This window comes from Rhodocyclus tenuis, assembly GCF_014197755.1.
Taxonomy (GTDB): Bacteria; Pseudomonadota; Gammaproteobacteria; order Burkholderiales; family Rhodocyclaceae; genus Rhodocyclus; species Rhodocyclus tenuis.
Genome location: NZ_JACIGE010000013.1, coordinates 90,572 through 109,830, shown reverse-complemented (window position 1 = coordinate 109,830; position 19,259 = coordinate 90,572). Strand labels below are relative to the sequence as shown.

The 19,259-nt window shown below is 64.2% G+C and carries 19 protein-coding genes and 1 pseudogene; 11 read left to right on the top strand and 9 right to left on the bottom strand.

Annotated features, from left to right (window positions below; all coding sequences use genetic code 11):
• Positions 1 to 2: 2 nt before the first annotated feature.
• From GGD90_RS15705 to xseA, 5 genes and pseudogenes are all read right to left on the bottom strand, one after another.
• Positions 3 to 1,781 carry an N-6 DNA methylase gene (locus GGD90_RS15705; protein WP_153117552.1) on the bottom strand — a complete coding sequence of 593 codons (1,779 nt, stop codon included), beginning with the start codon at positions 1,779 to 1,781 and terminating at the stop codon, positions 3 to 5.
• A gap of 11 nt (positions 1,782 to 1,792) precedes the next feature.
• Positions 1,793 to 2,047, bottom strand: a complete 255-nt coding sequence (locus GGD90_RS15700) for a DUF4258 domain-containing protein (protein WP_153117553.1) — start codon at positions 2,045 to 2,047, stop codon at positions 1,793 to 1,795.
• A gap of 160 nt (positions 2,048 to 2,207) precedes the next feature.
• Positions 2,208 to 2,381, bottom strand: a pseudogene (locus tag GGD90_RS18420) (hypothetical protein); the annotation flags it as partial.
• Positions 2,382 to 2,690: 309 nt separating this feature from the next.
• Positions 2,691 to 3,278 carry a superoxide dismutase gene (locus tag GGD90_RS15690; protein WP_153117554.1) on the bottom strand — a complete coding sequence of 196 codons (588 nt, stop codon included), beginning with the start codon at positions 3,276 to 3,278 and terminating at the stop codon, positions 2,691 to 2,693.
• Between the two features lie 96 nt (positions 3,279 to 3,374).
• Positions 3,375 to 4,823, bottom strand: a complete 1,449-nt coding sequence (xseA, locus tag GGD90_RS15685; protein WP_153117555.1) for an exodeoxyribonuclease VII large subunit — start codon at positions 4,821 to 4,823, stop codon at positions 3,375 to 3,377.
• A gap of 405 nt (positions 4,824 to 5,228) precedes the next feature.
• Between xseA and GGD90_RS15680 the strand changes: the two genes are divergently transcribed.
• From GGD90_RS15680 to GGD90_RS15645, 8 genes are all read left to right on the top strand, one after another.
• A complete protein-coding gene (locus tag GGD90_RS15680; RefSeq protein ID WP_153117556.1) occupies positions 5,229 to 5,837 on the top strand; it encodes a MotA/TolQ/ExbB proton channel family protein in 609 nt (202 codons plus the stop codon).
• A 9-nt stretch (positions 5,838 to 5,846) separates the two neighbouring features.
• Positions 5,847 to 6,263: an ExbD/TolR family protein gene (locus GGD90_RS15675; protein WP_153117557.1), complete on the top strand. Its 417-nt coding sequence runs from the start codon at positions 5,847 to 5,849 to the stop codon at positions 6,261 to 6,263.
• Positions 6,264 to 6,269: 6 nt separating this feature from the next.
• The gene (gene lpxK, locus GGD90_RS15670) at positions 6,270 to 7,364 is read left to right on the top strand and encodes a tetraacyldisaccharide 4'-kinase (RefSeq protein WP_153117558.1); all 1,095 of its coding nucleotides are present in this window, start codon (positions 6,270 to 6,272) and stop codon (positions 7,362 to 7,364) included.
• Positions 7,345 to 7,521: a Trm112 family protein gene (locus tag GGD90_RS15665; RefSeq protein ID WP_153117559.1), complete on the top strand. Its 177-nt coding sequence runs from the start codon at positions 7,345 to 7,347 to the stop codon at positions 7,519 to 7,521. Before lpxK ends, GGD90_RS15665 begins: the two co-directional genes overlap by 20 nt.
• A gap of 15 nt (positions 7,522 to 7,536) precedes the next feature.
• Positions 7,537 to 8,316, top strand: coding sequence for a 3-deoxy-manno-octulosonate cytidylyltransferase (kdsB, locus tag GGD90_RS15660; RefSeq protein WP_153117560.1), 780 nt, complete (start codon positions 7,537 to 7,539; stop codon positions 8,314 to 8,316).
• Between the two features lie 127 nt (positions 8,317 to 8,443).
• A complete protein-coding gene (gene adk, locus GGD90_RS15655) occupies positions 8,444 to 9,100 on the top strand; it encodes an adenylate kinase (RefSeq protein ID WP_153117561.1) in 657 nt (218 codons plus the stop codon).
• A gap of 14 nt (positions 9,101 to 9,114) precedes the next feature.
• Entirely contained in the window at positions 9,115 to 10,386 is a 1,272-nt protein-coding gene (locus tag GGD90_RS15650) for a 6-phosphofructokinase (RefSeq protein ID WP_153117562.1), read from the top strand.
• 125 nt (positions 10,387 to 10,511) lie between these two features.
• Entirely contained in the window at positions 10,512 to 12,563 is a 2,052-nt protein-coding gene (locus tag GGD90_RS15645; protein ID WP_153117563.1) for a sodium-translocating pyrophosphatase, read from the top strand.
• 133 nt (positions 12,564 to 12,696) lie between these two features.
• Here GGD90_RS15645 and GGD90_RS15640 read toward each other — a convergent pair whose 3' ends face one another.
• Both GGD90_RS15640 and murJ read right to left on the bottom strand, forming a co-directional pair.
• Positions 12,697 to 13,326 (bottom strand): YbhB/YbcL family Raf kinase inhibitor-like protein, encoded by a 630-nt coding sequence (locus tag GGD90_RS15640; RefSeq protein WP_153117564.1) that lies wholly within the window; start codon positions 13,324 to 13,326, stop codon positions 12,697 to 12,699.
• A gap of 62 nt (positions 13,327 to 13,388) precedes the next feature.
• Positions 13,389 to 14,927: a murein biosynthesis integral membrane protein MurJ gene (gene murJ, locus GGD90_RS15635; RefSeq protein ID WP_153117565.1), complete on the bottom strand. Its 1,539-nt coding sequence runs from the start codon at positions 14,925 to 14,927 to the stop codon at positions 13,389 to 13,391.
• 312 nt (positions 14,928 to 15,239) lie between these two features.
• Here murJ and rpsT point away from each other — a divergent pair, with 312 nt between their 5' ends.
• From rpsT to GGD90_RS15620, 3 genes are all read left to right on the top strand, one after another.
• Positions 15,240 to 15,506: a 30S ribosomal protein S20 gene (gene rpsT / locus GGD90_RS15630; protein WP_153117566.1), complete on the top strand. Its 267-nt coding sequence runs from the start codon at positions 15,240 to 15,242 to the stop codon at positions 15,504 to 15,506.
• Positions 15,507 to 15,756: 250 nt separating this feature from the next.
• The gene (locus GGD90_RS15625) at positions 15,757 to 16,197 is read left to right on the top strand and encodes a hypothetical protein (RefSeq protein WP_153117567.1); all 441 of its coding nucleotides are present in this window, start codon (positions 15,757 to 15,759) and stop codon (positions 16,195 to 16,197) included.
• 92 nt (positions 16,198 to 16,289) lie between these two features.
• Positions 16,290 to 16,763, top strand: a complete 474-nt coding sequence (locus GGD90_RS15620) for a DUF2269 family protein (protein WP_153117568.1) — start codon at positions 16,290 to 16,292, stop codon at positions 16,761 to 16,763.
• 84 nt (positions 16,764 to 16,847) lie between these two features.
• On the opposite strand, the gene nifS is transcribed toward GGD90_RS15620, so the two are convergent.
• On the bottom strand, positions 16,848 to 18,053 hold the full coding sequence (nifS, locus tag GGD90_RS15615) for a cysteine desulfurase NifS (protein ID WP_153117569.1): 1,206 nt from the start codon (positions 18,051 to 18,053) through the stop codon (positions 16,848 to 16,850).
• Between the two features lies 1 nt (position 18,054).
• The gene (gene nifU / locus GGD90_RS15610; protein WP_153117570.1) at positions 18,055 to 19,017 is read right to left on the bottom strand and encodes a Fe-S cluster assembly protein NifU; all 963 of its coding nucleotides are present in this window, start codon (positions 19,015 to 19,017) and stop codon (positions 18,055 to 18,057) included.
• Positions 19,018 to 19,259 lie beyond the last annotated feature (242 nt).

The following is a 19,259-nucleotide window of genomic DNA, read 5'->3' as shown; positions in this document are numbered from 1 at the left end:
CTTCAGATAGTCCAGATTGCGTTGCTGAGCTTGTGTTGTTCATCACGGGAACTCGCAACCAACCGTTCGATTTCAACGATCTTCTCGAAAGTTTCAATCGTCCTCGCCTGCTCGATCCGTCCGGGGATCGGGATTCGGATCTTCTCAAGCTCCCGTAGCTGGATCAGCGGCACTGACGCTCCGGAGACGATTTGTCTCAGCTGGGCTTGACCGATTTCCGACTTCAGGAAACTGAAAAGAACACGTGGATCAATAATACCGTCGTCATCTACACGAAGCACTAGGCAGGACTGTCCTGCGACCCATCCCGCGCTCTCGCCCGCATCGATTTCAGGTGGGAAGATTGCTACCTTTCCAACGCTACCCTTGATCGTGATAGCAATATCCAAAGGGCGCAGAAACTGTCTCTGCCCCTTTGCAAGCGCGGCCTCTGTGATCCGAATTTCTCTACCTGGGATGTGCGCGTACCCGAACTCCGGAAAATCGGCGGGACCCACCTCCATCACCGGAACTGTGCCTTCGTCGCCAGAGGTAGGAAGCGGGCGGAGAACCGTGACAAGTTCGGCGAGCATCCGATTGGGATACTTCGCCAACAATGCTTCTACGGCCTCATCCTCGGAGCGTTTGCAGTACCGAGTCACTTGAAGTTGCGCATCGTTCTTGATCACATCATCAACAGTCACGATCCGCGCGAAGGATTCTTCGTGGCCTGACAGCACCGATGCTGCGATCTGTTCCCAACCCGACAGGACTGCACGCCCTTTCCCGTCTTTCTTGAATAAGCTCTCCTGAGCGCCGTCGACAAACAGGATTTGGTCGCTGGTCGTTTTCCGGTTCAAAACAAGCAAAGAGAAGGACAGGGCGGTGTTGGGTAGCAGCGCCGCAGGTAGGCCGATAACCGCTTCAATCTGGCGTTTCGTCAGCAAATCTTCGCGGAGGGATCGCTCGGCGCCAGGGCTAAACAACAACCCGTTTGGCACAGCAATCACAGCTCGTTCTTTTGTGCGTGCGAGGATGTGACGCACAGCCAGAACGGCGATCGAGCCAGTCTGCTCGGGAAAACGCCCAAACAGATCACGTTCCGTAAGCTGGGAGTCGTATTTCACGCCGAATGGGGGGAACCCCAGGCTGACATCAAATTGCGTCAGTCGGCCATCTTCCAAGAAGCTCGGACGCTCCAGGCTATCGCCCACGCAGATGTTGGCCGATGTATCGGAGAGGAGGTTCATCAGCCAAGGAAACGGCCATGCCATCTTCGTTTCTGAAAATGTCGTCGCACCTTTTTCCTGAATCGAGGCCGTCAGCTGGAAGCTTTGCTCAAAGGGGGTGTAGACCGTCATGGATGGCTCCACTCGGGCGAGTGCCGTGATCAGGCTGGTCACTTCAGAGGGAAGACCCGCAAACCATTTACCGAATCCACTGCTCATCGTGGCCGTCAGGCTTTGCGCGTCCCATGGCTGATCTAAATTTGACGATGCCAGTATTTCAAGCGCTTGCAGTACTTGTGCGGGCGACAGATGCTGCAGGGCGGGGCTGACGTAGACGAACGCGCTACTGTCGTGTCCTAGCGCCCCTGAGTCGCCGATTTGGGTAAAGATGGAAACCAGATGCTTGGCATCCCGAGGGGGCTCGGCGGGATTGAAGGCCAGTTCTCTCGTGAGCCGTCGGAGTTTTGAAACTCGCACCCAGGCCAAGAGCTGAAAGGCGACTGGGTAAAACTCATCCAGCACCATGTTTCCGCGCAGCAGTTGGGCCAGTTGGTGAATCAGTTTTTCGTACATGACTGGCTCCTTCAGTGCTTGGACTGATAGTTGTACGTGGTCAAGACGGCGTTGTTCGTCTCAACGACGACGCAACCGCCTTTGTCCAGAATTTTCATGGCCGTGCGCAGCTTTTCCTGCAGTTCCTGGATCAGCTGTTGTGCGTGCCTCTTGTCCAGAACGGCCTTGTCCTGCTCGACCTCGCCGTATTCCAAAACCAAGTCGATCATCGAGCGGGTGATGCCTCGCTGGGTCATCCGCTGGTGTGCGTGTTGAGTGAGTCGCATGATGTTCTCCGTTGCCATGGGTTGAACTATACGATCACAACAAACCTGTGTCAAGGTACGTCGTACCAAAAAATAGGTTGAGGTGAAAAAGTGCCGCGTAGTCACACCTCCTACCCCCTTTCAGGGGTAGGAGGTGTGACTGTAAGCATCGTTTTTGTGGTCACCCAGCTGCTGGTACATCTGTCGGCAACGGTGCCGGATGGCCCATCTTGGCTAGCAACCAAGCCTCAACAACCCGCTCGTCGTATCTGATCGATTTTCCGATGGTGACGTGTGGTGGAAGGTCGGGCGACTGCTGGGCACGAAGGCGCTCGATGGTGGTGATGGAGATGTTGAGACGCTGGGCAAACCGTGCTTCCCAAGATCAACAGCAATGAGCGTGACAGTTGCCATAATGATGGCTTCCAGAAAAAATCCCCGCTCAGCTTCCGCTGGCGGGGATCAGGCTGACTATCTCATTAACACCCTTGGGAATTGTGGGCTTCCAAGGGTTTTCGGAACTTTATTAATTTTGCCGTGAGTATGTTTTCACGACTTTATTAATTTTTTCGGAACTTTATTTCTACTTCACACCGGATCCTGCTGAAAAGGTTGCAGTATATTTAACAAGTTAAGGGCATTCTTTCCCGCAGGAACGAATCGCTCAGCCGGCGAAGTTCTTTTCCGCGAAATCCCAGTTGGCCAGGTGCGCGAGGAAGGTTTCGACGAACTTCGGCCGCGCGTTGCGGTAGTCGATGTAGTAGGCGTGTTCCCAGACGTCGATGGCGAGCAGCGCGGTGTCGGCGGTGGTCAGCGGCGTGCCGGCCGGGCCGGTGTTGACGATGTCGACCGAGCCATCGGGCTTCTTCACCAGCCAGGTCCAGCCGGAGCCGAAGTTGCCGACGGCCGATGCCTGGAAAGCCTTCTTGAAGTCTTCGAACGAACCCCACTTCTTGTCGATGGCAGCTGCCAGCGCGCCGCTCGGTGCGCCGCCTCCGCCCGACTTGAGGCTGCTCCAGAAGAAGGTATGGTTCCACACCTGCGCGGCGTTGTTGTAGACGCCGCCGGCCGGGGCCTTCTTGACGATCGCTTCGAGCGACAGCGGTTCGTACTCGGTGCCGGCGATCAGGTTGTTGAGGTTGGTCACGTAGGCCTGATGGTGCTTGCCGTAGTGGTATTCGAAGGTTTCCGCCGACAGGTGCGGAACGAGTGCGTCGGGGGCGAAGGGCAGCGGCGGCAGGGTGTGAGCCATGGTTGTTTTCTCCGTGTTGAAGTTGCGCAATGCTTGGGGGATGAGCGATCAGGGGGTTTCGTTGCGGGGCTGCGCAGTTTCGTGTCGGCCCGGCGTTCAGGAATGCTCGTCGCGTACTGCCTCGATACGAGCGTCCGCCTGTCCACGCTGGAAACTGACAGTGATGCGCTGGCTTGGTTCCAGACTTTGACTATCGCGCACGATGCGCCCGGCATCGTCGGTGACGATACTGAAGCCGCGCGCGAGCACGGCCGTCGGGTTGAGGTGCGTCAGGCTCGCCGAAAGTCGCGCAAGCGTCGCCGCCTGCTGCGCCAGCGTCGCGTGGCAGGCACCGGCCAGACGCGCCGCGAGTGCGTCGACGTGGCGGGCGGTGCGCGCCGTTTCGGGGCGGGCGAGCAACAGCCGTTGCGCCAGAGTCGCGCAGCGCCGGCGCCGCTGCGCCTCGCTGCCGGCAAAGGCGGCGGCGAGGCGGCGTTGTTGCTGGTGCAACAAGTCGCGCTGTGCGGCGAGGCGTTGTTGCGGGTGCTGCAGGCGGTGCGTCAGACCGTCGAGTTGCTGGCTCTTGCGTTCGAACAGACGCAGGAGGCTGCGGCGCAGCGCGCGGGCGTTGTCGTCGAGGCGGGCGCGCAGGGCGGCGGCTTCCGGCGCCGCCATTTCGGCGGCAGCGGTCGGCGTCGGCGCGCGCCGGTCGGCGGCAAAGTCGGCGATGGTGAAATCGGTCTCGTGCCCGACGCCGCTGATCACCGGCAACGGGCAGGCGTGGATGGCGCGTGCCAGCGCCTCGTCGTTGAAGGCCTGCAGGTCTTCCAGGCTGCCGCCGCCGCGGCAGACGATGAGCAGTTCGCAGCCGTCGCTCGCGCGTCGCGCGCCAGCGAGCGCGATGGCGGCGGTCAGCTGCTGCGCGGCGCTGTCGCCCTGCACCATCGCCGGGTAGATGACGACGCGGACCTGCGGCGCGCGCCGTGCCAGGGTCGTCAGCACATCGCGCAAGGCTGCCGCCTGCGGCGAGGTGACGATGCCGATGCAGCGCGGAAAGTCGGGTAGCGGACGCTTGCCGGCCGGGTCGAACAGGCCTTCGCTTTCGAGCCTGCCCTTCAGCTGCAGGAAGCGTTCGTAAAGGTCGCCGACGCCGTTGCGGCGCAGCGTCTCGACGTTGAGCTGGAATTCGCCGCGAGCCTCGTACAGCGTCGCCAGCGCCCGCGCTTCGACGCGCTGGCCGTTTTCCGGGCGGAAACCGATCAGCTGCGCACGCTGGCGGAACATCACGCAACGCACCTGCGCGCTCGCGTCCTTCAGCGAGAAATAGAAATGCCCGGACGCCGCCTGCACCAGATTGGAGATTTCGCCGGAGACCCAGCACAGCGGCAGCCCCGACTCGATGCGCTCGCGCACCAGCCGCACCAGCGTCGATACCGGTAGCGGCGTCGATGCGGAAAAGCTGCTTGCCGGCGCGCTGAAAGCTGATGCCAATGGGTTGGCGGAGGCGGTGTTGTCGGGTGTGCCGCGGGGTGTCGGCAAGGCGCGAGAAGGGGGAGGCAGGTTCATGGCGAGCATTCTACCTGCTCGTGCGGCGGCGAATTGATGCACATCCGCTGCGTGTTGCGCTGCCTTGGCTTGAGAAAAACCTAGATAGATCAATGGCATTTTGTAAGCCATTGATTTTATTGGCGTTAAACTCTATGCCTGATTTTTTGGCAGAGCAGAAAAAGTCCTTATGCGGACGGTACTTAGCGCTTTCGCCGACAGTCTGTTCACAGACTTATCCACAGATTTTGTGGATAAGCGTCGGCGTCGCAGCCATGCTGCGCCGGCCCGTTTTGTCAAGCTTGACGCGCTTGCTTTCGTCATTGGCAAATACGTCCTTGGCGCGGCAGTTGGCGGATACGGGACTTGCCCCGGCGAACGGCGCAGGATAAAGTTCCCGCCACCGAAAAAACCAAGGGAGAAAGCGTGTTCGCCATCATTCAGGCCGCCGGCTGGCCCATCTGGCCGTTGCTGCTGACATCGATCGTCGCCGTTGCCCTGATCTTCGAACGCCTGGTTGCGCTGCGCCGGCCGAAAGTTGTGCCTTCCGGCCTGTTGCAGCGGGTCATCGCCGAATATCGCCAGAACGGCGCCAGCGAATCCTATCTCGCCAGCCTTGAACAACAGTCGCCGCTCGGCCGCGTGCTTGCCGCCGCATTGCGCAACGTCGGCAGCTCGCGCGAGGTGATGAAGGAATCGGTCGAAGAAGCCGGCCGCGCCGTTTCGCAACATCTGGAGCGCTATCTGACGACGCTCGGCACCATCGCTTCGATCAGCCCCTTGCTCGGTCTGTTCGGCACCGTCATCGGCATGATCGAGATTTTCGGCTCGCAGTCGCCGTCCGGTGCCAACCCCATCCAGCTGGCGCACGGTATCTCGATCGCGTTGTACAACACCGGCTTCGGTCTGGTCATCGCCATTCCGAGCATGATCTTCTGGCGTCACTTCCGCGCGCTTACCACCAGCTTCATCATCGAGATGGAGCAGCAGGCGTTGCGGCTGGTCGAGACGCTGCAGGGCGAGCGTCGCGACTGAGCGGCCAGCATGAACTTTCAGCGTGAACGCCGGCGCGACGAGCCGGAAATCAATCTGATCCCCCTGATTGACGTGCTGCTGGTGATCATCATCTTCCTGATGCTGACCACCACCTACGCCAAGTTCTCGGGGCTCGAGATCAACCTGCCGACGGCCGATACCGAGAAGCAGCCCGAACAGCCGCACGAGATCAACGTCGCGGTGACCGTCGGCGGCCAGGTGCTGGTGAACAAGGTTCCGCTGCTGGCAACCGACGTCACGTCGATCAGCGAAGCGCTCAAGCGCGCCGGCGGCAATCTGGTCGATCCGCTGGTGGTGATCAACGCCGACGCCAAGGCGACGCACCAGAGCGTCATCGACGTCATGCAGGCGGCGCAGGGCGCCGGCTTCGCGCACATCTCCTTCGCCACGCAATCGCCGCACTGACCCGCGATGGCGGTGTCTTCGGCGTCATTCCTCGCGCAGCGCCTCCCGCGCTGGTGGTACGGACGCGGCATTGCGCCGGCGCTGCTGCCGCTGGCGCCGCTCTCCTGGGTATTTCGCTCCGTCGTCGCTGCGCGGCGCCGGCGCTTTCTTGCCGATCCGGCAACGGCGGGGCGCCTGCCGGTGCCGGTGATCGTCGTCGGCAATCTCACCGTCGGCGGCAGCGGCAAGACGCCGGTCGTACTCTGGCTGGTCGAGCGCCTGCGCGCTGCCGGCTGGCGGCCGGGAGTCATCAGCCGCGGCTATGGCGCTGCCAGTGACAGGCCGCGCGCGGCGCAGGCCGACGACGCAGCCGCGTCGGGCGACGAGCCGGCGCTGCTGGCGCGGCGCAGCGGCGCGCCGGTGTTCGTCGGCCGTGACCGTGTCGCCGCCGGCGAAGCCCTGCTGCAGGCGCATCCCGACTGCAACCTGATCATTGCCGACGATGGCCTGCAGCACTATCGCCTGCAGCGCGACGTCGAAATCGCCGTCTTCGACAGCCGCGGCGCCGGCAACGGCCATCTGCTGCCGCTCGGCCCGCTGCGCGAACCGCTGACGCGGCTCGCCGGCTGTACGGCGGTGGTGTGGAACGGCGCGCCCGAATCCGGCGCCGCGCGCGCGGCGGCCGGTCTGCCGCAGTTTGCGATGCGTCTACAGGGCGCGAGCTTCCGTTCGCTGGTTGATCCGGCGCAGCGCTGTGGCGGCGAAGCCTTCGCTGGCAAGCGTCTCTACGCGCTCGCCGGCATCGGCGACCCGCAGCGCTTTTTCCGCCACCTCGAAGCGCTCGGGCTGCGTTTTAGCGCGCGGCCTTTCGCCGACCATCATGCCTACTGCCCTGACGACCTCGCTTTTGCCAGCGATGGCGTGCTGCTGATGACCGAGAAAGATGCGGTAAAATGCGCCTCCTTCTATGCACCGTCGGGTGGTGCACCTGCCGCGCAGACGCTGCCCGGTCTGCCTGAAGCCTGGGCGCTGCCGGTCGATGCCGACATCGCCGCCGCGCCAGGCTCGCCCGGCCTGCTGGACCTCATTCTGGAGAAGCTCAATGGACGCACGCCTGCTTGATATCCTCGTCTGCCCGATCTGCAAGGCGAGCCTCGACTACCGCAAGACCGCCGCCGAGCTGGTCTGCAAACCCTGCAAGCTGGCTTTCCCGATCCGTGACGACATCCCGGTCATGCTCGAGGAAGAAGCTCGCCGCCTCGCTGCCGACGAATCCTGAGCGGCACCGTAGCGCATGTCTGAAGCCCCGCGTTTCAAGGTAGTCGTCCCCGCGCGCTTCGCCTCGACGCGCCTGCCGGGCAAGCCGCTGATCGACCTCGGCGGCAAGCCGATGGTCGTTCGCGTTGCCCAGCGCGCGCTGGCCTCGGGCGCCGCCGAAGTGTGGGTGGCGACCGACCACGCCGACGTCTTCGCCGCCGCCGAGGCGCACGGCGTCAAGGCGCTGCTGACGCGCGCCGATCACGCCAGCGGCACTGACCGGCTGGCGGAGGTGGTCGAAAACCTCGGCTGGGACGACGACACCATCGTCGTCAACGTCCAGGGCGACGAGCCACTGATCGATCCGGCGCTGATCGCGCAAACCGCGCGCCGGCTGGCCGACAGCGGTGCCGAAATCGCCACCGTCGCGCATCCGCTCGGCGAGGCCGCAGAATTCTTCAATCCGAACATCGTCAAGGTGGTGTGCACCGCCGCTGGCGACGCGCTGTATTTTTCGCGTGCGCCGATTCCCTATGCGCGCGATCACTTCGCCCGCGAAGGCGGCGGCGAGACCCTGCCGGCGGACTTGCCGGCGTTTCGTCACATCGGTCTTTACGCCTACCGCGCGCGTTTCCTGCGTCGTTACACGAGTCTGTCGCCGTCGCCGCTCGAGACTTTCGAGGCGCTCGAGCAGTTGCGCGCGCTGTGGCATGGCTATCGCATCAGCGTGGCTATTGCCGACGAGCTGCCGACCCCCGGCGTCGATACGCCCGAAGACGCTGAACGGGTGCGCCAGCTATTCGCCCGTGGGGTTTGACCGGGCGATTGATTGCGGGTAATTTTCGCTGCACCGGAGCCGCGTCGCTGAAGCGCCGGAATCCCTTTCGGCAGCAGGCTTGTCGGCGCGAAGCGGTGCGGCATTGGCATAACAAAGAGGATAAACAATGAGACTCATCCTGCTCGGCGCACCCGGTGCCGGCAAAGGTACACAAGCGCAATTCATCCGCGAGAAGTACGACATTCCGCAAATTTCCACCGGCGACATGCTGCGTGCCGCCGTCAAGGCCGGCACTCCGCTCGGCATCGCCGCCAAGAAGGTGATGGACTCGGGTGGCCTCGTCTCCGACGACATCATCATCGGTCTGGTCAAGGACCGGCTGACGCAGCCCGACTGCGCCGCCGGCTACCTGTTCGACGGTTTCCCGCGCACCATCCCGCAGGCCGAAGCGATGAAGGCCGCCGGTGTCGCCATCGATTACGTGCTCGAAATCGCTGTCGACGACAGCGAGATCGTCGAGCGCATGAGCGGCCGGCGCGTGCATCCGGCGTCGGGGCGCAGCTACCACGTGCGCTTCAATCCGCCGAAGGTCGAAGGCATTGATGACGTGACCGGCGAGCCGCTGGTGCAGCGCGACGACGACCGCGAGGAAACCGTCAAGAAGCGTCTTGAGGTCTATCACGCGCAGACGCGGCCACTGGTCGATTTCTACGCCGACTGGGCGGCGACCGGCGATGCGGCGGCGCCAAAGTGCCGGCGCATCGAAGGCGTCGGCAGCGTTGACGATATCCGGCAGCGCGCTTTCGCTGCCCTCACCGACTAGATCCGGGAGACGACATGGCGGCGACAACGATCCCCCGCAACGCGTTTTATGCCCAGTCGGGCGGTGTTACGGCGGTGATCAACGCCTCCGCCTGTGGCCTCATCGAGGCGGCCCGTGCCGCCTCGCCGCGCATCGGCAAGGTCTTCGCCGGCCGTAACGGCATCATCGGCGCGCTTACCGAAGACCTGATCGACACCAGCTGCGAATCGGCTGCCGATATCGCCTCCCTGCGCCATACGCCGGGTGGCGCTTTCGGTTCCTGCCGCTACAAGCTGAAAGGCATCGACCAGCAGCGCGCGCAGTACGAGCGCCTGATCGAGGTCTTCCGCGCGCACGACATCGGCTATTTCTTCTACAACGGCGGCGGCGACTCGATGGACACCGCGCACAAGGTGTCGCAGATCGCCGAGCATCTCGGCTATCCGCTGGTCTGTGTCGGCGTGCCGAAGACGGTCGACAACGATCTGCCGCTGACCGACTGCTGCCCGGGCTTCGGCTCGGTTGCCAAGTACGTGGCAACGTCGATGCGCGAAGCCGGTTTCGACGTCGCCTCGATGTCGCGCACCTCGACCAAGGTCTTCGTTCTTGAAGTGATGGGCCGCCACGCCGGCTGGATCACCGCCGCCTGCGGGCTGGCCGGCGAGACTGCCGCCGAGCCGCCGCACATCGTCCTGTTGCCGGAAATCCCCTTCGACGAAGCGCGTTTCCTCGCGCGCGTGCAGGAATGCGTCGAGCGCTACGACTACTGCACCATCGCCGTCTCCGAAGGCCTGCTCGACGCCAGCGGGCGCCTGCTTGCCGACATGGGGACCAAGGACGCCTTCGGCCACGCGCAGCTCGGTGGCGTCGGCCAGCAGATCGCGCAGCTGGTCAAGGACAAGCTTGGCTACAAGTATCACTGGGCACTTGCCGACTACCTGCAGCGCGCCGCCCGGCACATTGCCTCGCGCACTGACGTCGAGCAGGCCTACGCGCTCGGCCGCGCTGCCGTCGAACTGGCGCTGTCGGGACGCAACGCGGTGATGCCGGTGATCGAACGCCTCTCCGATTCGCCCTACCGCTGGCAGCTTGGCGTTGCCGAGCTGAAGAACGTCGCCAACGTTGAACGCACGGTGCCGCGCGATTTCATCAGCGAGGACGGTTTCAGCATTACCGAAAAATGTCGCGCGTATCTGGCGCCGCTGATCGACGGTGAGGATTTCCCGCCGTTCAGGAACGGCCTGCCCGACTACGTGCGGCTGCAGAACGTCCCGGTACCGCGCCGGTTGCCGGAATTCACCATCTAGACCGCCGACACGGCCGGGACGCAAGGCGAAGGAGAAGTACTCGGGGGAATCAAACGCACGGTTCGGTGTGTCGCAGAAGCGTTGAACAACGCACGTGGCTGCCGACTTCTAGGGGAGGATAGTTCATGTCTGCAGGTCTGATGCTGGCGCTCGGGTGCTCGGTGCTGGCGGTGCTGTACGGCGCCATCATGAGCAAGTGGATCCTGTCGTTGCCCGCCGGCAACGCGCGCATGCAGGAAATTGCGAAAGCCATCCAGGAAGGGGCTTCCGCCTACCTCGCCAAGCAGTACCGAACCATCGCCATCGTCGGCGCCGCGCTGTTCATCGTCATCTGGCTGGCGCTTGGGCACCTCATGGCCATCGGTTTCCTCATTGGTGCGGTCCTCTCCGGCGCCACCGGTTTCATCGGCATGAACGTCTCGGTACGCGCCAACGTGCGTACCGCCGAGGCGGCGCGCAGCGGCATCGCCGCGGCACTCGACGTCGCCTTCAAGGGTGGCGCCATCACCGGCATGCTCGTCGTCGGTCTCGGCCTGCTCGGTGTCGCCGGTTACTACGCCTTCCTGCGCAGTGGTGGGGCCGACTTCCAGCACGCGGTCGAGCCGCTGGTCGGACTGGCCTTCGGCGGTTCGCTGATCTCGATCTTTGCACGGCTCGGCGGCGGCATCTTCACCAAGGGCGCCGACGTCGGCGCCGACTTGGTCGGCAAGGTCGAAGCCGGCATTCCCGAGGACGATCCGCGCAACCCGGCGGTGATCGCCGACAACGTCGGCGATAACGTCGGCGACTGCGCCGGCATGGCCGCCGACCTGTTCGAAACCTACGCGGTGACGGTGGTGGCAACGATGGTGCTCGGCGCGCTGATGCTGAAGGGCGTCGCCAACGCCAACGACAACCTGATCATCTATCCCCTGGCGCTCGGCGGTGTCTCGATCATCGCCTCGATCATCGGCTGTTTCTTCGTCAAGGCAACCGAGGGCGGCAAGATCATGGCCGCGCTCTATCGCGGTCTGGCCGTTGCCGGCGCGCTGGCGCTGGCGGCCTTCTACCCGATCACCACCTGGATGCTCGGTGCCGGCATCACGCTCGCCGACGGCAGCCTGATCAGTTCGCTGTCCATCTTTGGCGCGGCGTCGATCGGTCTGGTGCTCACCGCGCTGCTGGTGTGGATCACCGAGTACTACACCGGTACCGACTACGGTCCGGTGAAGCACGTCGCCGCTGCCTGCCAGACCGGGCACGCCACCAACATCATCGCCGGCCTCGGCGTGTCGATGAAAGCCTGCGCGCTGCCGGTGATCTCGGTCTGCGCGGCGATCTACGCGACGCACGCGCTGGCCGGCCTCTACGGCGTCGCCATCGCCGCGACGGCGATGCTGTCGATGACCGGCATCATCGTCGCGCTCGACGCCTACGGCCCGATCACCGACAACGCTGGCGGCATCGCCGAAATGTCGGAGTTGCCGTCGTCGGTGCGCGCCGTGACCGATCCGCTCGACGCCGTCGGCAACACGACCAAGGCGGTGACCAAGGGCTATGCGATCGGTTCGGCCGGCCTCGCCGCGCTGGTACTCTTCGCCGACTACACGCACGCGCTGGAAACGAAGATCGGCCACATCACCACCTTCGATCTGTCCGATCCGCGCGTGATCATCGGCCTCTTCCTCGGCGGCCTGATCCCCTACCTGTTTGCCGCGATGGCGATGGAAGCCGTTGGCCGCGCCGCCGGTTCGGTTGTCGTCGAAGTGCGCCGGCAGTTCAAGGAAATCGCCGGCATCATGGAAGGTACGGCGAAACCCGATTATTCGCGCGCGGTCGGCCTGCTCACCGCGGCGGCGATCAAGGAAATGATCGTTCCCTCGCTGCTGCCGGTGCTGGCGCCGGTGGTGGTCGGTCTGATCCTCGGCCCGAAGGCACTCGGCGGCTTGCTCATGGGTACCATCATCACCGGTCTCTTTGTCGCTATCTCGATGACCACCGGCGGCGGTGCCTGGGACAACGCCAAGAAGTACATCGAGGACGGTCACTTCGGCGGCAAGGGTTCCGAAGCGCACAAGGCGTCGGTGACCGGCGACACGGTTGGCGACCCGTACAAGGACACCGCCGGTCCGGCGGTGAACCCGCTGATCAAGATCATCAACATCGTCGCGCTGATGATCGTGCCGCTGATCGCCTGATCGAGCGAGGCGCGGCGCCCGCTGCTTGCGTGGCCGGCGGGCGTTTTCTTCGCTCCCGCCGTGCCCCTTCCTTGCCGCATGAAAAAGCCGCGCCGGATTTCCGGTGCGGCTTTTTTGTTGCGTGGGCCGCCGGTTAGAGCGTGACCGCCGGATTGAGCGTGTAGCGGCCGGTGAGACTCGCTTCGGCGAGCACGTGCCCGGCCAGCGCCGCGCGTACCGCGGCGCCGGTCAAGGCGCCGCTGACCGGCAGCTGTTCGACGTCGAGCGCATATACCGTGAACACGTAGCGATGGACCCGCTCGTCGTTCCACGGCGGGCAGGGGCCGTCGTAGCCGTAGTAGTCGCCGCTCATGTCATGGTCACTGGCGAACCAGCCGGTGTAGTCGTTGATTCCCTGGCGCGCGCCGCCGGCCGTCGTCGGCCCGGCCTTGCCGCGCGGAACGACCTCGGACGAAAACTGGCCGGCGCGGATTTCGTTCACCGTCGCCGGCAGGTCGATCAGCAGCCAGTGATGGAAGTCGACGCGTGGCAGTTCGGCTGCGACCGTGCGCGCTTCCTGATTGACGTCGTCACCGACGCTGGGAACGTCCGGGTCGACGCAGACGATGGCGAAGGATCGCGTCGCTGCCGGCGCGTCGCTCCAGGCCAGATGCGGGTTGACGTTCCTGCCGAGACGCACGCGCGTTTCCGGGTCGGCGACGCAGAAGGCGAAATCGCCGGGAATCGCTGCGCCGTCGGCGAAGCTGTCGCTGCGGAATTGCATCTTCGATTCTCCCTGATATGGTCAGGCGCGCTGTGGTCGAAGCGCCGGTGCGCCGGCCGGACTCAGCTGGCGGCGCTGCGCTTGAAGTCGCGCAGCCGGAAACCGAGTATGCCAAGTGTAGCGAAATAGACGACGATGCCGAAGCCAAGCAGCGCTGCCAGACGCAGCAGGCGCTCGCCGATACCCCAGCGCAGCCAGTCGCTCGTCTCTCCCGAGCCGAACCACAGCGCGACGCCGAAAACGACGAGCGCGATGGCGAGGCGTGCGCAGAAGCCGGCCCAGCCCGGTTGCGGTGCGTAGATGCCGTGCTGGCGCAGGCCGCGGTAGAGCAGCCCGGCGTTGAGGCAGGCGGCAAGGCTGATCGCCAGCGCCAGCCCGGCGTGCTTGAGCCAGCCGATCAGCAGCAGATTGAGGAGCTGCGTTGCGATCAGCGAAACGATGGCGATCTTCACCGGCGTGCGGATGTTCTGTCGCGCGTAGAAGCCGGGTGCCAGCACCTTGATCAGGATCAGCGCGACCAGCCCGAGGCTGTAGGCGGCGAGCGCGTCACGCGTGCGATAGACGTCGTCGGCGCTGAAGGCGCCGTGATGGAACAGTGTCGCCACCAGTGGCGCGGCGATGATTGCCATCGCCAATGCTGCCGGCGCCGCCAGCAGCAGCGTCAGGCGCAGGCCCCAGTCGAGCAGCTTCGAGTAGTCGTCGAGGCGCTGGTCGGCGTGGCACTTGGCCAGCGAAGGCAGCAGGATCGTGCCGAGCGCGGCGCCGAGCATGCCGGCGGGGAATTCCATCAGGCGGTCGGCGTAATACAGCCAGGAGACGCTGCCGGCGGCGAGGAAGGAGGCGAAGATGGTGTTGATCAGCAGACTCACCTGCGACACCGAGACACCGAGCGCCGCCGGTGCCATCAGCTTGAGGATGCGGCGCACGCCTTCGTCGCGCCAGTCGAAGGAAAAGCGCGGCAGCATGCCGATCTTCTTCAGGCTGGGGATCTGGAAGGCGAGCTGCAGCAGACCGCCGATGAACACCGCCCAGGCCAGCGCCAGCACCGGCGGGTCGAAATACGGCGCGGCGAACAGCGCCATGGCGATGAACGACAGGTTGAGCAGCACCGGCGTGAACGCCGGCACGGCGAAACGGCTCCAGGTGTTGAGCACGCCGCCGGCGAGCGCCACCAGCGACATGAACAGGATGTAGGGGAAGGTGATCCGTGTCAGCGTGATGGTGAGTTCGAACTTCTCGCCATCGGCAGCGAAGCCGGGCGCCGAAACATAGACGAGCACGGCGGCGCCACCGATGCCGAGCGCCGTTACCAGCAGCAGCGCAAGGAAGAGCAGGCTGGCGACGTTGTCGACCAGACGCCGGGTTTCCACCTCGCCGCGCTTGTTCTTGTATTCGCCGAGCACCGGCACGAAGGCTTGCGCAAAGGCGCCTTCGGCAAACAGCCGGCGCAGCAGGTTGGGCAGCTTGAAGGCGACGAAGAAGGCGTCGGTCATCATGCCGGCGCCGAAGGCGCGGGCGATGACGAAATCGCGGACGAAACCGAGGATGCGCGAAATCAGCGTCATGCTGCTGACGGTGGCGAGAGCTCTGAGCAGATTCATCCGGCGGTATGGGCTGCGCTTGCGCAGGGAATGGGGGATCGGAGAAAGGGAGGCAGTCGTGAGTGCGTTGAAACGTCGCTGCTGCGAACCTGCTGCGCAACGGCGGTCGCGGCAAGACGCCATCTTAGCGACTTAGCTGCGACCGACCAAACCCGGGCGCGCAGGGCTGCCGCTGCCAGTGGCAGTCGGCCGGGTTTGCCGTTCCCGGCCGCGCCTTTTCCTGGCGCCATTTTCACTTGCGTCAGGCGGTCGAGCTGCGTACAATTGCGCGTTTTCGATTAACGCATCAGCTCACTTCAGGGACTCACATCCATGGCAAACAGCGCACAAGCCCGCAAGCGTGCACGCCAAGCCGTCAAGCAACGCGCTCACAACGCCAGCCTGCGCTCCACCCTGCGCACGGCAATCAAGCGTGTGCAAAAAGCGATCGTCGCCGGCGACAAGACGGCCGCACAAAGCATCTATCAGGAATCCGTCTCGGTGCTCGACCGCATCGCCGACAAGAAGATCATCCACAAGAACAAGGCCTCGCGCCACAAGAGCCGCCTTTCCGCGCAGATCAAGGCGCTGGCTGCCTGAGGCGCCGGACAGGCTGGAACAGAACGGCGCCCTCAAGGCGCCGTTTTTTTTCCGCCGGTGCTGTTGCCGGCGAGGTCAATGCAGCAGAATAGTCGTCGAGGGCTTGCTCTTGCGCGCCGCCCTTGCCGTGCTGCATTGCCGAGTTCAGGCCGTTTAACGGTGTCTACTCAGCGCAATCATCGTCACGCCCCGATCTCCTGCATCGATTACGATGCGGGCATGATCCGGCGAACAATGGGATAATGCCGCCATGAATGCACCACAACCCGTATCTCCCCGCCGTCGCATGCAGCAGTTGCTGGCGATTCCCGATCGCGACCGCAGCGACGCCGAGTGGGATGAACTGAACGAACTGGAAATCCAGCTGGCACCGGGCAACCGTGATACCGGTGGTGATCCTGCCGGCCGCGCCCGAGTTCCGGGTGCTCCCGGTCCGCAGCGTTCGCCCGGCGGGCGTCCGCAGGGGCAGGGCAACAAGGGTGGGCATTCGCGTCAGTCCGGACAGCCGCGCCCGCAGCAGGGGCAGGGCAATGGCGGTAACAGCGGCAATGTCGCCAGTCCCGGCAATGTCCAGCTGCCGGCTGCGCAGAACGCCGCTAATCCAGGCAATGCGGCCAATGCCGGCGCGCCGGCCGGCAAGAAGCAGTTCCGCAAGCCACGTTCGCGTCCGCCGCGTCCGGAAGTCGTCTAGCCTGCTCTGGTAGTGCGGCGCTGCGGCGTCGCGCCGTGGGGCTGCACTTTGCTTCCGCGCTCTGGTAGCGTTTTCCGGCAAAGGTGCCCTCGATGAACGACACCTACCTGCTGCTGAAAAGCCTGCACATCCTCGGCGCCATCCTCTTCCTCGGCAACGTCATCGTTACCCTGTGGTGGAAGCTGATGGCCAACCGCACGCGCCAGCAGGCGGTCATCGCCTTCGCGCAGCGGCAGGTGACGCTGACCGACTACGTCTTTACCTTTGGCGGCGCCGGGCTGGTGCTCGTTTCTGGCGTCGCCAACATCTGGCTGCAGGGCTGGGATATCACGCAGAGCCGCTGGCTCGGCTGGGGCAGCGCGCTGTTTCTGGTCTCCGGACTGCTCTGGCTGCTCATCCTCATCCCGATCCAGATCCACCAGGCACGGCTGGCACGACAGTTCGCCGATGGTACTGAAATACCAGCCGCTTACTGGCGTGCCGAACGCGTCTGGGTGGTCGTCGGCGTCATCGCCACGCTGCTGGTGCTCGCCAACGTATTCTGGATGGTCTACAAGCCGGCCTGAGTGATACGCAAGCCGATCGCCTGCCGCTCCACGCTCGCCGCCAAGGGGAGAGCGGCGCCGCAGCAGCGCTGCGGCGCCAGATGCTTACGCGTACTTGGGCGCGAAAGCCTTGTCCAGCGGGCCGTTTTCACCCCAGTACGGTGACATCTTGCGCAGGCGCTCGATGATCGGCGGCACCGCCGCAATGACGCGGTCGATCTCTTCCTCGGTGTTGTAGCGCGACAGCGAGAAGCGGATGGCGCCGTGCGCCGCCGTGTACGGGATGCCCATCGCGCGCATCACGTGCGAGGGTTCGAGCGAGCCCGAGGTGCAGGCCGACCCGCTCGATGCGGCGATGCCGAGCTTGTTGAGCAGCAGCAGGATCGATTCGCCCTCGACGTATTCGAAGGCGATGCTGCTGGTGTTGGGCAGGCGGTTCTTCACGTCGCCGGTGGCGAAGCAGTGCGGCACGGCAGCAAGGATCGATTTCTCGAGCTTGTCACGCAGGCGTTTGACCTCGCCGTTTTCGACCGGCAGATGCGCCAGCGCCAGTTCAGCAGCCTTGCCCAAGCCGACGATCGATGCGCTGTTCTCGGTGCCGGCACGGCGCCCACGTTCCTGGTGACCACCGCGCAGCAGCGGCCGGAAGCGCGTGTTGCGGCGCAGGTAGAGGACGCCGATCCCCTTCGGTGCGTGCAGCTTGTGTCCGGACAGCGAAAGCAGGTCGATGCAGCTGTTCTTCAGGTCGATCGGCACCTTGCCGACGGCCTGCACGGCATCGGTGTGGAACATGATGCCGCGCGCGCGCGCCAGTTCGGCCATCGCCTCGACCGGGAAGATGGTGCCGCTCTCGTTGTTGGCCCACATCACCGAAACGATGGCGACGCGGTCGTTGAGCAGCGAGCGATACTCGTCGATGTCGATGCGGCCGCGCTTGTCGACGCCGAGGCGGCGGATGATGTAGCCCTCTTTTTCCAGGTAATCGCAGAGCGAGAGGATCGCCGGGTGCTCGACGGCGGTGGTGATGATCTGGTTACGCTCGGGCTGCGCCTTCAGCGCCGAGAGGATCGCCGTCGTGTCGGACTCGGTGCCGCAGGAATTGAAGATGATTTCCGAGTCGAACTCGGCGCCGATCAGCGCCTGCACCTGCGCGCGTGCCGTCTTGATGGCGTGGCCGACACGGTCGCCGAAGCTGTGCATCGACGAGGGGTTGCCGAACTGCTCGGTGAAGAAGGGCAGCATCGCCTCGACGACCGCCGGATCGCAGGCGGTGGTCGCGTTGTTGTCGAGGTAGATCGGGGCGTCGCTCATCTCAGACACTCGCGCGGGCTGCAGCCATCATGCTCACCGGCAGCACGCGCACGCGCTCACCGAGTTCTTCGGAGAGTTTCTGTTCGATGCCACCGAGCGTGGCGTGCTCCATCATGCAGCCGACACAGGCCCCCTGCAGACGGACGAAGACGTTGCTGCCATCGACTTCGACGATTTCAACGTCGCCGTGGTCGCGCTTGAGCGTCGGGCGGATCGACTCGATCACCATCTCGATGCGGCGCATACGCTGGAAGTTGGTAAGTTTCGGCGGCTCAGCCGCGGCCACAGGTGCCGGGTGCGCCGGTGGCGCCGCCGGCGCGGGAATGCCGAAAGTCACTGGCTTGACCGTGACCGCCGGCGCCGCGCAGTCGGGGGCGGCGATCTTCTCGGTGCCGCCCTGCGCGCAGACCTTGGCAAGTATTTCCTCGATGCCTTCGTGGCAGGACGAACAGCCGCCGCCGGCCTTGGTGTATTGCGTCACCTGCTCGACCGTGGTCAGGCCGTTGGCGCGAACGACGTTCTCGATGAGCACGGAATCGACGGCGAAGCACTTGCACACCATCGCGCCTTCCTCGTGATCGTCGGTCCACACTTCGCCGCGATAGTTGGCAATCGCCGCCTGCAGTGCTTCGCGTCCCATCACCGAGCAATGCATTTTCTCGGGCGGCAGCCCGTCGAGAAAGTCGGCGATGTTCTGGTTGCTGATCTGCAACGCCTCGTCGAGTGTCTTGCCCTTGATGATCTCAGTCAGTGCCGACGACGAAGCGATCGCCGAGCCGCAGCCGAAGGTCTGGAAGGATGCGTCGAGAATGCGTTCGCTTTCGGGGTCGACTTTGAGCGACAGGCGCAGGGCATCGCCGCACTGGATCGAGCCGACTTCGCCGACGGCGTTGGCGTCCGCGAGCGGCCCGGCGTTGCGCGGGTTGAAGAAGTGATCGCGGACTTTATCGGTGTAATCCCACATGGCTGCATCTCCGGTTGAGGCGTCGGGAAAGAACTTGACGTGCGAGCGCACGCCTTTTCTTGATCTGTGCAATCCCCGTGCCAGCCATGCAAGGTTCTGCAAGCCCATGGTTCCAAAACGAAAACACCCGTAAGGGCGTTTTCGTCTGTGTCGCAAATACGACAATCAGCGGATTTTATGCACCGTGGAGAACACCCGGCGGCTGCTTTTGGTGCAGCGCCGGGCGGGGAGTTGACGCAAGG

Excerpts from the sequence above, each read along its gene's own strand:
- GGD90_RS15705 (WP_153117552.1), bottom strand. The coding sequence starts at position 1,781 with ATGTACGAAAAACTGATTCACCAACTGGCCCAACTGCTGCGCGGAAAC.
- GGD90_RS15690 (WP_153117554.1), bottom strand. The coding sequence starts at position 3,278 with ATGGCTCACACCCTGCCGCCGCTGCCCTTCGCCCCCGACGCACTCGTT.
- GGD90_RS15625 (WP_153117567.1), top strand. The coding sequence starts at position 15,757 with ATGAATGCACCACAACCCGTATCTCCCCGCCGTCGCATGCAGCAGTTG.
- GGD90_RS15650 (WP_153117562.1), top strand. The coding sequence starts at position 9,115 with ATGGCGGCGACAACGATCCCCCGCAACGCGTTTTATGCCCAGTCGGGC.
- GGD90_RS15645 (WP_153117563.1), top strand. The coding sequence starts at position 10,512 with ATGTCTGCAGGTCTGATGCTGGCGCTCGGGTGCTCGGTGCTGGCGGTG.
- GGD90_RS15620 (WP_153117568.1), top strand. The coding sequence starts at position 16,290 with ATGAACGACACCTACCTGCTGCTGAAAAGCCTGCACATCCTCGGCGCC.
- kdsB (WP_153117560.1), top strand. The coding sequence starts at position 7,537 with ATGTCTGAAGCCCCGCGTTTCAAGGTAGTCGTCCCCGCGCGCTTCGCC.
- xseA (WP_153117555.1), bottom strand. The coding sequence starts at position 4,823 with ATGAACCTGCCTCCCCCTTCTCGCGCCTTGCCGACACCCCGCGGCACA.
- GGD90_RS15665 (WP_153117559.1), top strand. The coding sequence starts at position 7,345 with ATGGACGCACGCCTGCTTGATATCCTCGTCTGCCCGATCTGCAAGGCG.
- nifS (WP_153117569.1), bottom strand. The coding sequence starts at position 18,053 with ATGAGCGACGCCCCGATCTACCTCGACAACAACGCGACCACCGCCTGC.
- murJ (WP_153117565.1), bottom strand. The coding sequence starts at position 14,927 with ATGAATCTGCTCAGAGCTCTCGCCACCGTCAGCAGCATGACGCTGATT.
- GGD90_RS15700 (WP_153117553.1), bottom strand. The coding sequence starts at position 2,047 with ATGCGACTCACTCAACACGCACACCAGCGGATGACCCAGCGAGGCATC.
- GGD90_RS15675 (WP_153117557.1), top strand. The coding sequence starts at position 5,847 with ATGAACTTTCAGCGTGAACGCCGGCGCGACGAGCCGGAAATCAATCTG.
- lpxK (WP_153117558.1), top strand. The coding sequence starts at position 6,270 with ATGGCGGTGTCTTCGGCGTCATTCCTCGCGCAGCGCCTCCCGCGCTGG.
- nifU (WP_153117570.1), bottom strand. The coding sequence starts at position 19,017 with ATGTGGGATTACACCGATAAAGTCCGCGATCACTTCTTCAACCCGCGC.
- adk (WP_153117561.1), top strand. The coding sequence starts at position 8,444 with ATGAGACTCATCCTGCTCGGCGCACCCGGTGCCGGCAAAGGTACACAA.
- rpsT (WP_153117566.1), top strand. The coding sequence starts at position 15,240 with ATGGCAAACAGCGCACAAGCCCGCAAGCGTGCACGCCAAGCCGTCAAG.
- GGD90_RS15640 (WP_153117564.1), bottom strand. The coding sequence starts at position 13,326 with ATGCAATTCCGCAGCGACAGCTTCGCCGACGGCGCAGCGATTCCCGGC.